Raw genomic sequence first — 12,699 nt, 5'->3', positions numbered from 1 at the left:
ATTATAACAAATATGGTAATGCCAAAAGATGTTAAGTCTTAGCTATTTCCTTATATCCCCATACAAACTTAAATATTCCACGCTTAAAAATTTCTCATCTCGTGTCTTGACAATGGGGTCCACCTTAGTCCGTGATAATTGGGTCGGCTTTCACGATACCAACCGCGGGCACCAATTCTTTGGGAAGCTTGTGAAGGAGACTAAAGACGGTTTTATCTGGCATCGCGTGGAAGACACTTTTGAGGAAGGGCTCAAGGATTTCGGGCTCATAGAGTTTAAGGCTCTTACACTTGAAGAATATAACAAAAAAGTGCGCCCGTATTTAGTAGGACCTGTTCCAGAATTTAATTCTACCGAAGAACTCTATGAATTCTACCAGCGGGAATTCGGGCGTAGGGGTTATCATTATTGAAGCGGTACCAGCCCAACCAATTACGTTCACGCCGCTGGGAGGTCGCATCTGTTAGCGTCAATTTACCACTTCCCTACTCTCTTCTCTTTTACCACGGAAGTAACTGGTTAACGTGGTAACTCTAGAAACGTTCTAGAAAAAGATAGATAAATCTAGAAACCATCTTGATAACTAATCTCGCGCCGCCAGTTTTTTTGAGCGGCGTGAGCATGATTAGTCGGGCCAAAACAGGTCTGCTCGCGCCGCCAGCGGCGTGAAAAAGGTTGCAAAAAGTCCCCTTCTTGGAATAAAATAAAAGCAGCAGCGTTTGCGGGTTTATCCTACGGAGCGAGTAGCCTATGGCGGAGGCTACTCGCTGAACTTTTTGCGGCGTCTTCGAAGGATACCCGTAAATAAGCTCTTACTGTCCATGCTGTAAAAAATATGCTCGTTCTCACGCCGCCCGACCACCAGAAGCGGCGCGAGAGAATGCTGGTATACTGGGATGTTTCCATACTGCCTTACTGGGATAATTCTTTGCTGTTATGTAAGGATAGTTCCTTGCTTCTTAGTTGGGATACTTCCATGCTGGCATGTAAGGATGGCATTTTACCACTATGCTGATATGATTCTTTGTTGGCTTGCAGGGATGGAGTTTTATCTCCGTGCTGGAATAATTCCTTGCTGCCATGTAAGGATGGTGCCTTACCTGCAAGTTGGTAATATGGCTTACCACCATGTTTCCATATCACATGCTGACACGAATACATGCCACTATGGTGATATGAAAGGATGTAAGTAGCGCTATGATTTATCAGGTTGGCGCTATATCTCTATACCGGTGCGGTGGTATAGCGACATAGCTGCTTAACGGCATATTTGCCTTTGCTTCTATACTAGTGGTATGTTTACATGTCGTTATTTTAGGGTTTGCAAGAAGGGGAATTTTACATTGCAGGAGGATAAACTGCCGGAAAGATAGTATAAACTCCAGAGACGTATCATCAAATTTTGGTCACATTTGGTCACGGACTATGTGGAAATGAGGGCATTGGAAGGAAAAACCAAAAAGTTGTTCTGGCCGGAGAGCCTTATTTTATAAGACTTTACGGAATTAGCGGTATTAGAAAAACCACGTAAAATATGCATTCCAGAACTCGTAATTACAAGTTCACCACCGAAATGCAGGGGGTCATAGTCAAATGGAAGCTAAGAGTTTTTCACCCAGGGACTTCTTGAGGGCACGACGGCCTGAGCAGTTTTCAGATTCTATAAGAGTGGAGACGCCTGCTCTAGATCGCTCCATTTTAGAGTATCACTTGGACACGCTGACCAACCGGAACGAGGCTACCGATTTCGAGAACTTCGCCCGGCGGCTCGCAGAGCGAGAGATCTGCCCAAATCTTCTGCCACAGACGGGACCCACAGGTGGCGGCGATAGTAAGGTGGACTCAGAAACATACCCCGTAGCAGATGACCTCTCTCTAGGGTGGTATGTGGGGATAGGTAGGGAGGCTGCCTCCGAGCGGTGGGCGTTTGCATTCAGCGCTAAAAAGGAATGGCGTAGCAAGGTACGGTCTGACATTGCGAAGGTCGCTGCGACTGAACGCGGGTACCGGAAGGCTTTCTTCATCAGTAATCAGTATATACCCGATAGGGTTCGCGCTGAGGTCGAGGACGAATTACGCAATGAGTATGGCCTTGACGTGCGGATATTGGACCGCACGTGGATCCTTGACAAGGTTTTCAGACACGGACACGAATCCCTTGCTATAGAAACACTTAAGCTCACAACGTCTATACGGAAGGAAGTACAGAAGGGGCCACTTGATACACAGCGGGAGAGAGAGCTTGACGAGCTCGAGAAGCGTATCCAGGATGCCTTGCACCAGCAGCACTATGGTCCTCAACTCGTAGACGATTGCATCCGTGCAGCTATCCTCGCAAGGAGTTTGGAGCGACCAAGCACGGAAATTGACGGGCGGTTCCTCCGGGCCGAGCGCGTCTCCGCTAAGTATGGGACGCTACATCAACGTGTAGAGTGTGCATACCAGAGGGCTTGGACCGCCTTCTGGTGGCACGAGGACTACGATCTATTTACTAAACTGTACAGCGCCGTTGAAGCGCTTGCGAAGGGAAGCCGGAATGCATACGATCTAGAACTCCTTACTAACTTATGGTTTCTACTGCACAGCGCATTTCATAGAAGCGACCTCGACGAAGAGGCTGCCAACTACAAAGAGCGCACGGCCACCATCATCGCAGAGCTGAAACGACTTCGCGACGAGCAAAGTCGTCCGAGCACGTCGCTCCAAGCTGAAACCCTGCTCCTTTTGGTGCAGCTTGCGTTGCGGATTACCTCGCAGGAGCCGTTGGATAGCGTGCTCCACGAACTTCAAACGGTGGTCCGACGGTGCGAGGGGCTAGTAGGGTATCCATTAGAGCCTCTTGTGGAAATACTCATGGAACTAGGCAACTTCCTCAACGACGTGCCTGCTTACGAGGAGCTATTTGAGACCATCATTGAAGTAGCTGGTTCCCGCAAGGAAGAGGTCTCCGCAGCACGTATGCTACTCAAGCGTGGTGCTCAGCAACTCGCCGCAAACCGACCCTACGACGCGATACGTTCACTCGGCCGCGCGCTCCACCGGCTCTACAAACACGAAAGTCGCCATGACTTAGTTCGCGCGTTATACCTGTGTGGGTGCGCTTACGAACGCGTGGGACTCCTCTGGGCAGCGCGCGGCACTTTGCTTACCGCCGCGTCCGTCGCCACGGATGAATACTGGAGGTACGGCGACGTTACGCTGCCGCAAGCCGCTTGTTATAGACGGCTAAAGTGGCTAGAACTTCAATTGGGTCGCTTACCCCATGCTCTGAGCTGGCACGAAGCGGACACTCTTGTAAGAAATGCCCTTGCTGCCCAGGGTTATAATTGGGAGCACCTGTCAGAGGGTGAACTGGAGTTCGATGCTGTCCTTGGCCTTTTGCTACTCAAGACTGATTTTTGGGAGCTCAAGCATTTGTCGACCCTCCCTGACGTACTCGATGGGCTGGGACTACACAATTCAGCCGTAGCACTCCGTTACGCGCTTGGGTATGAGGATGAGGTTCCTAAAGAATATCTCGGCGTGGAAGATGAGCATGAGGGCGGGGCCCTCTACGACTTCTTCCTCAGGTGGCGCAACCAACCCGCTGCGGAGGATCTGCCTGCAACTCCCTTATTATATAACAAGAGCAAGATCACATTTAACTCTAGTGTGCTTGGATGCCGGATCACCGTGGAAAGCGAGAACACCTCGCCTTGCGTTGAACTAGCAGAGTCAACGCTTGCCGCACTCGAGAGTCTGCTCTCTACCGGCCCCGTCGAGCGAGTAGTGGCACGCGAGCCGATCCTCACGATTGCTATAAGGAGATCCGACTTCGCCGAGAAGCCATTCAGATTCGAGATGCGGGATCACGAGGGCAGACCCCACTTAGAGATTACTTGCAGTACGTTCGACCCCCATAATCTCTCGCTCGAAGAGCAGGCTCAGGTTAAAGATAAACTCTTTAATCTCCTTGCCAACGTTATTGCTAGAGTAGTGATGTTCGAGAACCCTGAACAAACAATGGAGAAGATGTTCAAAGAAGAACTCGCGCTTGAGCGTTCAATCAACTTTACAGGCAGTTTTGTTGTCCTAAGTAACGTTCTCGGGCACAATCCGAAAACTAGCATTTCAAACTGGTTTGATTCACAGGCAAGAGAATACACCCTAAAGCGGTCCGAGCCGTGGGATGCGGCCGACCGGTGTACTGACCGAGAATCGAGTGCATCGCGTAGGGGACTTACGTTCGGCGAAGGGGACCCGCCGGAGGATCTCGTGGATCGTGGGCGAACGAAGCACAAACAGATAGCTACGGTATCACTCATACGGGAGACTCTCTGGAACAAAGCAGGATGGTCCGGTACCGCTTTCCTAACCGCTCCCGGTTACCCTCCCATCCTTGCTCTGATCTTCAGGGACGCTGAAGCTGCAAAACAAATATTCAGCAATTGGCGCAATGAACTCGGGGCGTGCGACGCGAATGAACGACTCAGAGTGTCAATTGTTCGTGGCATCGATAGAAATAATCGCCACGCATACAGGGTCGTCATCGGTTCAAAACCCGAGGTTGAACTTTCCCGCAAGGACATCAGGTACGCTATCTTAATCTCTCGCGTCAACACGATGGAACCCACTTCTGACGTCAATCTCATGCGGTTCCTGAGCAGCTATGAGGCTTTTGGCGAGTATTTCCTGGCGCCTGCCGTGATGCGGGACAGATCGTCTCCACCGGAGTTCTTTTTAGACCAGCGCTTGATGAAACGTGAATTATACGTACGGGAGGCTTGGAAGATTGGGCGAAACGATGTGGACGCAGTCGCAATAAAAGAAGAAGACGAACCAATCATTCCCTCAGGGCAGGAGAATCCTCCTGTACTAGAGTTACTTCGCTGGAAGCGCGAGTTATAACTTGATCATGACTTCTTTAAGTCTAGCTTTTAGTTTTTGTTTGGTTAATTTTTTGGCCAAATAGTTACCCAATATTGTTGGTTCCCACTTATTTCCAGTAGCCAGAAGGCAATCTACCATATGGAGTTAGCGGAAAGTAAGGAAAGCCATAGTGCTAGGAGTGCGTATTACTATAAGAAATAGGGGTGATTCTTACCTTGTGAATATGTAAATAAAGAGAGAGTCAGCATGAAGTGTGGCCTCTCTTCTCATTTGTCATCTCTTCTCATTAGTCAAGATAACTCGAGGTGGGGCCTATTCCTGAATTTAGTTCCACCGAAGAACTCTATGAGTTCTATCAGCGGGAATTCGGGCGTAGGGGTTATCATCATTGAAGCGGTGGATGCTATGCCTGAAGGGGCAAAAGGCTGGGACGAGACAGGCGCCAGCCCAACCAATTACGCCCACGCCGCCGGAGGGCCCCCTCGCTTTCACCTACTTTACATCAGTATAGTGACAAAGCACCATGTAAAATGGTTTCCATGGTGATATAGCGGATATAGCCAAGGTGATATAGTGACTGGTCAACAAGGTGACTTGCATATTTCTCAATATACTGACATGGATACAAATCAACATGTGGGTATAGTGATATAGGAGCGAGGGAAGGCCCCCTTTAGCTGCTTGTCGGCGGCGCGAGAAGGGTCGGCTGCGGCGCAGCAGAAGGGAGCACTGTCATCGTAGAACGTAGCGGATTGATTCTAAGTTAGCCTCGGTAATTAGCGTATAGCCTTGTTGAGCCAAGGTAGCAACGTCTGGTTCAAAGTTTACTTCATAGATATAGTCACCAAAAACCTCACAAACATCTTCGTTTCCTTCTATAGTCAATTCCCCAAACCCACCCTCGCCATAGTGGACTACTGTATTTTCACGAAAGTAAACCAATCTTCCTTGCTGGAGGTAGTGCTTAGCGACTTCTCTCAAAAAGTTTATAAACGTATCTACAATCTCCTGCTCCAAGGAACTGACGCGGGCATCAGTTTTAGCCCATAAGTCTTTTAGTTCGTGACCCATCCCAGCACCTCATTTTGTTTTAAAGTTTTTCACAAAATAGTTTTCTCCGACAGGCTTTATAAACCTTCATTTAAAGTCGCGCCAATCGTTTTCTAGCGGCGCGAGCGTAATGGGTCCTCTAAACTCACTGCCGAAAAAAATTGCTTGTTCCAGAATATTTGTCTGGAATATGCCGGATAATGAGAATGCGCCGGAAACCTTATTTAAAAACCACCACCTCGAAGGCTTGTCCGCTGTTTCTTGGGCAGACACGACCCTGTGGGGGGCGGTACCGTCGATAATGGCCACTTTGATTTTAGGAATGACCACCCCATCCAGGGAATTATTGTCCGAAGAGCAGCAGTGGAACTCCACGTCAAAACCCCGCTCCAGCATGGCTTCGCCAATCTTACGCATGAAGGTCGACTTGCCCACCCCGGGACCACCCTTGACGACAAAGATGCGGGTGGCATCGGGTTCAATGATAAAATCGTAAAAGGAATAAAAACCCATGCAGGTATTGCCGCCGGGAAATACCTTCTTTAATTTGCCTTTAGGCATGCTTTCCCTCCTTTTCCGGCTGCCATTAATAGCGATCGCTCCAATACATGATATGCCGCCGGCGGCAGGAATTTCTGCTGCCTTATGAGGAAATGAATGGAACAACCCTTTAGCTAATACTTAACCACCTGGCAGAGTTGTAACACCTCAACCTGCCCCAATTGAATTTTCAGGAGGCCGTAAAGTTTGGACGTCGGTGAAAGCCTGGTCGGTTCTTACTTTAAATACGTCCTGGGCTGCAAGATTGTCGTCTACAACTGCCACCTGGAGGCCGGCGGCGAGATAGACGTGATCGCCCTGGCGCCAGACGGCAGCAGGGTTTACCTGTGTGAAGTGGCCACCCACCTGCGGGGCCTCCTCTACGGTGACAGCAACGCCACCACGTGCACGCGGATAGCCCATAAAATCAAAAGGGCGGCCGCCTTCGCCGCCGCTAATTTCCCCGACCGGGAACCGGTTTTCATGCTCTGGGCCCCGGCCGTGTCTCGGGGTCTGGCCCGGGAACTGGCTGGAATAAAAGAAAGTTCAGCCGACCAGGGGATAGCTGTGGAATTTATTCTCAACCGCGACTATACTGCCTGTATTCGCCGCTTGCAGGAGGTGGCCCGGCAAAATATCAAAACCACCGACGAACCCGCCTTCCGGCTGCTCCAGATCCTGGAACACCTGCGGTAAAATTTACCGGCACACATTAAAATATAAGTTTCAGCCGCTACCAGGTTTGTGGTAATAAGTTGCCTATATTCCTGAAAAGCACTTTTATAAAACGTGCTGGCAATATTATGGTATTGATTGCGACGACCGCGGCAAGCGGCTGCCGCCGCCCGCCGCATAAATTCAATTTCCTGAGCTTCCTTCACTGACCGGATCCGGTAGAAAAGGTCTGCAGCCCCGATAAAATTTTTCTCTGGAAAAGCTTGGCGCAGGCCATCGTAAAGGGCGAAGTCGACAAAATAGCGTTCAAACCCTATACGTGGCTCCTTCAGGCCGTAAGCCCTAATCCGTTCTACAACCTTGCTGGCCTTTGCCATTATTCTTTTTTACCACTTTCCTGTTCGTAATAAACTCTAATTTCTTTTAAGCAATCCTGAAAAGCTTCCTCCAATGAATATGCTGGTTTATACCCCAGTTCTTCTTCTGCCCGTCTGGTAGCTAAATATGGCACCCACATAGGACGCTTTCCTGGTAAAACCTTAATTTCGGCAGAAGGAATGATTCCCTTAATAATCTCCGCCGCCTGCCGAACTGTAACCCGATGTCCGCATATATTAAATGTACGATGTTGCAAATTTTCCGCTTTGCTGGCTAAGACTACCGCCCGCGCTAAATCTTTGACATAAAGCCAATCGATCAGCTGATCGCCACACTCGATTTCTACCAGCTTACCTGTAACAGGGCCATGAAAAAGATCATAGGCATAAGTTGCTGCGCCCCTATACCATCGCCCGCTCCCATAAACTATAGTCGGGCGTAATGAGATATTTTCCACGCCAAGATTTTGATGATAGTGCCGGCCCACCCATTCAGCAAAGGCTTTATAGGCACCGTAAATATTTAAAGGGAAAAAAGGCGCCTCCTCATCTACGGGTAATTTATCGTAGCGCTTCTGTTCACCGTAAACAGCAGCAGAACTGCTCCATACAACCCTCCTAATTCCCAATAGGCGGGCTGCTTCCAGGATATTAATTAAACCTATGCTGTTACTCTCAATTCCTTTAATCGGCTTCTGTTCTAACTGCAGAATATCTACATCAAAAGCCAAATGGATGATACACTCAACGGGATAATTAGATAGAACTGATAAAAGCGAAGATAAATCAGCCACATCACCTCTTGCTACAATAATATCTCTTTCGATTCCTTTTAAGCGCTCTATATTCCCTGAACGGCTAAAAATTATAACCTTTTCACCTGCTTCAACCAATTCCCGGACAACCGCACTGCCAATAAATCCACTCCCACCGGTAACAAAAAACACCCTAACCCCTCCGGTTCACATTTCTACAATAGCCCGTAAAGACTTTTCCGTTCGCTTAGCTAACATGGCTATAGTACTATTTATCCCTTCTAAGGAACAAGTATGGGTAACCATATCTTTCACTACAAGATTATTATTAGCTACAAGATCAACAAGATAAGGAATTTCATTGGGTAAAGATGCATAGGAACCAGTAATGTTCACCTCATCTTTAAACAATCTAATTGGGTCTAAAGCGAAGGGCTGAACAAAGGCCCCTACCAGCACCACCCGCCCGCCTTTACGAACAGAGGCAATAGCTTGTTGATACGTTTGAGGGTTGCCGATAAATTCCATGGCGGCATCTATATTACCAGCGAGCGACCTTAAAATAGTCACAATGTCCCGTTCTTTTTCCGCGCGCAGCACTTTCCAGGCCCCTTTAGATAAAGCCATATCTAATTTCCAATCTTCTATGTCTATGGCAATAACCCGGGCTCCAAAAATCTTAGAAGCTACTTGAATGGCATTAAGGCCTAAAACACCGGCACCAAAAATAGCTACCATTTCATCTTTAATTAAGTTCAACTTCGTAACAGCGTGATAAGCAGTTGACAGAGCATCAGTTATAATAGAGCCTTCCGCAAAGGAAATTGTATCCGGTAACCTTACTAAATTCCACGCTGGTACCTTCAGGTATTCTGCATAAGCACCATCAGTATCGAGGCCCAGGGTTTTAATTTCTGCGCACAGGTTCTGGCGCCCCTCCATACACCTCGCGCACTGGCCACAGGTCAGGCACTGATAAACGATCACGCGCTCGCCAGCCTTGACATTATTAACCGCAGATCCAACGGCTACCACTTTCCCAGCTACTTCATGTCCCAGGATTAGAGGCGGCGCATGCCGTGGGAAGTAATTGCCTTCCACTATAGCTACATCAGTATGACAAATGCCGCAGGTTTTAACTTCCAAGACTACATCTTCAGGTCCCGGTACAGGATCTGGTACTTCTTTTAAAACTAGCGGCCCCGGTCCTTCATAAATTGCTGCTTTCATTCGCGCCCCCCAATATTTCTAATACTTCTTTTAAAGTATTCTCATCCCCTACATTGCCCGGGAATACTATATAGGGTATCCCTTGTAAACTGGAGGGCGGGAAAGGTTCCCAAACAGATATTCCGGGATACACTTGCCCGCGTACTCTAGCCTTTGTTATATTAAAAGCCTGAGTAGCTATTGTATGAGAAGTTATGCCTCCTTTCGCGAGCACAAAAGATAAATTGGCCCTTATTCTTTTGGCAATTTCAACCAGGCCCCTAGATATTTCCTCGCCTAGTTTTAGACTATTAGCGGCAGGCCCGCCTTTAATATATTCGCGTGTCGTATAAATAACTGCTGTGTTTCCTGTTTTAATCGTATCCTCTACCATTTGGCTTATTTGACATATATAGTCTTCATAGTCTAAGGGTTCGAGCAACTTATAAACATTAACCTCAATACCCTTAAGCCATTCCAGCTCTAATGCCTTAGATAGTTGCCGGGTAGTTAAGTTAACGTAGGAACCGGCTATTACTAACCCGCCATATCTATCTTTAGGTATGTTTTTGTAAATTTCCCCCCTGCCCATTAAATTTTTACTGGCGGCCCCGGTTCGAACCGCTACAAAAGAAGATGCCGTCCTGTACATAAACCTATAACCGCTACTCTCTGCTCGCATGGCTCCTATTGTAAATATTTCCAGATCTTTGTAAGTAACGGCATTTACAATAATTGGTGTGGAGATATCTTGGGTTAGAATTTTATATACTCTTTCAGGCCCACCATATCTTAAATCATCGAGACTGATGCTGCGTACAGCAGAGGGCTTTAACCAGCCTGCTTTTTCTGACACCCATTCCCGTAAATTTGAGGACTTATATCCAAACACCGGGTCTTTAGCAAATTCAGTTTCACTCACGGGAACCCATTTACCCTGTTTAACTATCCAGTGGACGTCATCTTTTGTGTAGCGTCCGCCTTCTTCAAAAAAAGGTATAAGGACGTCGCATTTAAAATCGTAATCCAGCGTATTTCTTAATGCGGTTTTTAGCGCCTCGGTTTCCGCAGGATAATGGCCCCTTAAGGTAGAATCGCTCCTGCTGATGACAATGAAATCCTTACCGGTCATCAGCGAAGCCCGGGCAAGATTTTCTCCTATTTCTTTATTTACTGCTGCTGCTTCTTCCCCGGGCATACTGCGCGAATTAGTCAAAATGAAAAAGCCAGGTCCGGGTTCTGTCAACTCCCTTGCTAAAGCTGCTATTGACCACTCCGTTAATACTGTTAAGTTACTTATAGTCTGGCTTCCCGTAGGATCATCATCGATTATCACGACTTTTTTGTCGCTGTTTGTGATTAATTTTTCCAGCTCAGCAGCTTGATTCATTCAGTTCATCTCCAGAAGATACGTTGATTATTGGTTGATAAAACGCTTATTTTGCTAGCAGTTTCGGCAAGAACATTATTGAATCGGGAACATAGGCCACAAATAGTAGTACAGCAACACATACAGCCACCCACACCCAGATGGGTTTAATCAGGCGGTCAATGGAGACGCCTGTAGCCATAGAGGTCGTATACAGCACCGTACCCACGGGGGGAGTTAACAGGCCGATGGTCAGGTTGAAGCACATCATCAGACCGAAGTGAACAGGGTCATAGCCCATTTGCTTGATTATCGGCATAAATACCGGCACCAGTATCATTACCGCCGGGATAGCATCCATAATCATACCAACGAACAGGAGGAAAATGTTAAGCAACAGCAGGACAAACAAAGAATTGTTAGTTATAGCCAGGACAAAAGCGGCTACTTTTTGAGGGATCTGGTCCAGGGCGAGGGTCCAGCCAAAAACACCACCCATGGCCCCGATGATCAAAACAGCACCGCTCATAACCCCGGTCCGTAAAAACACCGGCACCAAATCACTCACCTTAATCTTCCTGTAAATCACGAACCCGATTAACAGGGTGAGCACCGCCGCTACGGCCGCAGCCTCTGTAGGGGTGGCGATACCGGTGGCAATGGCAGCAAGGACCGCTATCGGCGCGGCTATGGAAAAAAAAGCACGTTTAAAGGTGTACCAGACGTGGCCGATACCCTGCCACTCCGTGACCGACCACTGCTGTTTACGTCCCATAAAAAAAACCGTCAGCCCCAGGGCAATCGTTAAGTAAATGCCGGGCATGATACCGGCCATAAACAGGTCAGCAATGGACGCTCCGCTAGCTACACCGTAGACCACCAGCAACATCCCCGGGGGAATAAGGGGACCTACTACCGAAATTGCTGCTATCAGACCAGCTGTAAATTCTTCGTTGTAGCCATCCTTCTTCATGTGCGGAAACATGGTGGAACTCAATAGAGCCGCTTCAGCATTGGCTGAACCCAGAGGGCCACCGAGGAGGAAGCCAAGGATCACCATGACGTAGGCCAGGCCGCCTTTAATCTGCCCTACCAAAGCACGGGCGAAGTCAGTCAATCGCTCGACGTCCCCCGAAATCTCCATCAACTCGCCGGCCAGGATAAACAGCGGAATGGCCAGCAGGCCGTAGTTGTTGGCAGATACAAATAATCGTTGCGGTAGCGCGGTCAACAGCGAGGGATCGATTACCACCATGTGCACGAAACCGGACATTCCCAGGATAAAGGCTATAGGAACGCCGATCAAGAGCATTGCCAGAAAGACAATTGCAATTATCACCTATTCCTCTCCTCCAATAAGGTGTCATACATGGCGACAATCAGGTGGACACTCATCATCGCCGCAGCCACCGGTATAATGGTATAAAACCAGGCCATGGGTAATTGCATCGCCGGTGTCCTCTGCTTGAGGATGGTAGGCGACATGACCAGCATAGCGCCATAATAGATGATTGCCGCCAGCAGCACAAGCACCAGGATAGTGGCTATAAGGCTGATTGGTTTCCTGAGCTTCGCCGGGACCATGCTGATAAAAAGTTCAATTCTAGCAAGTTCCTTGCTTCGCAGGGCCACGTAAGCTCCAAAGAAGGTAACCAGTACCAGGAGATAAGAGGACAATTCATCGCTCCATGTCAAAGGGGATTTTAAAAAATAGCGAAAGCAGACCCCGGCAAACATAACCAGCATCTGGATGAAAATGGTCACCGCAGTTAAAATTTTAGCCATCTGGCCCAATAAATTATCCATCCACCTCAGGATAGATATCACCTGTGACACGGGCCAACAACCTCCTGCC

Annotated in this window: 10 protein-coding genes and 1 pseudogene; 3 read left to right on the top strand and 8 right to left on the bottom strand. The window is 48.2% G+C overall.

Annotated elements, in window-relative coordinates; all coding sequences use genetic code 11:
* Positions 1 to 190: 190 nt before the first annotated feature.
* Both MOST_RS04215 and MOST_RS04210 read left to right on the top strand, forming a co-directional pair.
* Positions 191 to 412, top strand: coding sequence for a hypothetical protein (locus tag MOST_RS04215; RefSeq protein ID WP_244266975.1), 222 nt, complete (start codon positions 191 to 193; stop codon positions 410 to 412).
* A gap of 1,181 nt (positions 413 to 1,593) precedes the next feature.
* Positions 1,594 to 4,887, top strand: coding sequence for a hypothetical protein (locus tag MOST_RS04210; protein ID WP_054935769.1), 3,294 nt, complete (start codon positions 1,594 to 1,596; stop codon positions 4,885 to 4,887).
* A 714-nt stretch (positions 4,888 to 5,601) separates the two neighbouring features.
* Here MOST_RS04210 and MOST_RS04205 read toward each other — a convergent pair.
* Positions 5,602 to 5,940, bottom strand: a complete 339-nt coding sequence (locus tag MOST_RS04205; protein ID WP_054935768.1) for a hypothetical protein — start codon at positions 5,938 to 5,940, stop codon at positions 5,602 to 5,604.
* Positions 5,941 to 6,192: 252 nt separating this feature from the next.
* A pseudogene (locus tag MOST_RS18425) lies at positions 6,193 to 6,480 on the bottom strand (hypothetical protein); the annotation flags it as partial.
* A 186-nt stretch (positions 6,481 to 6,666) separates the two neighbouring features.
* On the opposite strand from MOST_RS18425, the gene MOST_RS04195 reads away from it, so the two are divergent.
* The gene (locus tag MOST_RS04195) at positions 6,667 to 7,155 is read left to right on the top strand and encodes an NERD domain-containing protein (RefSeq protein WP_054935767.1); all 489 of its coding nucleotides are present in this window, start codon (positions 6,667 to 6,669) and stop codon (positions 7,153 to 7,155) included.
* Here MOST_RS04195 and MOST_RS17830 read toward each other — a convergent pair.
* The 6 genes from MOST_RS17830 to MOST_RS04165 are packed head-to-tail and all read right to left on the bottom strand — an operon-like array spanning position 7,050 to position 12,680.
* Positions 7,050 to 7,511, bottom strand: a complete 462-nt coding sequence (locus MOST_RS17830) for an aminopeptidase P family N-terminal domain-containing protein (protein WP_083476468.1) — start codon at positions 7,509 to 7,511, stop codon at positions 7,050 to 7,052. The genes MOST_RS04195 and MOST_RS17830 overlap by 106 nt on opposite strands.
* Positions 7,511 to 8,458, bottom strand: a complete 948-nt coding sequence (locus MOST_RS04185; protein ID WP_054935766.1) for an NAD-dependent epimerase/dehydratase family protein — start codon at positions 8,456 to 8,458, stop codon at positions 7,511 to 7,513. The genes MOST_RS17830 and MOST_RS04185 overlap by 1 nt, the downstream gene beginning before the upstream one ends.
* A 15-nt stretch (positions 8,459 to 8,473) precedes the next feature.
* The gene (locus MOST_RS04180; RefSeq protein WP_054935765.1) at positions 8,474 to 9,496 is read right to left on the bottom strand and encodes an alcohol dehydrogenase catalytic domain-containing protein; all 1,023 of its coding nucleotides are present in this window, start codon (positions 9,494 to 9,496) and stop codon (positions 8,474 to 8,476) included.
* Positions 9,477 to 10,865 carry a four-carbon acid sugar kinase family protein gene (locus tag MOST_RS04175; RefSeq protein ID WP_054935764.1) on the bottom strand — a complete coding sequence of 463 codons (1,389 nt, stop codon included), beginning with the start codon at positions 10,863 to 10,865 and terminating at the stop codon, positions 9,477 to 9,479. Before MOST_RS04175 ends, MOST_RS04180 begins: the two co-directional genes overlap by 20 nt.
* Positions 10,866 to 10,911: 46 nt before the next feature.
* Entirely contained in the window at positions 10,912 to 12,183 is a 1,272-nt protein-coding gene (locus tag MOST_RS04170; protein ID WP_208974791.1) for a TRAP transporter large permease, read from the bottom strand.
* Positions 12,180 to 12,680, bottom strand: a complete 501-nt coding sequence (locus MOST_RS04165; RefSeq protein WP_054935763.1) for a TRAP transporter small permease — start codon at positions 12,678 to 12,680, stop codon at positions 12,180 to 12,182. Before MOST_RS04165 ends, MOST_RS04170 begins: the two co-directional genes overlap by 4 nt.
* Between the last annotated feature and the right edge of the window lie 19 nt (positions 12,681 to 12,699).

Origin of the sequence: Neomoorella stamsii, from assembly GCF_002995805.1 — a bacterium.
Taxonomy (GTDB): domain Bacteria; phylum Bacillota; class DSM-521; order Neomoorellales; family Neomoorellaceae; genus Neomoorella; species Neomoorella stamsii.
Note: the sequence above shows the minus strand (reverse complement) of the source record. Positions and strands in the feature narration are given on the sequence as shown.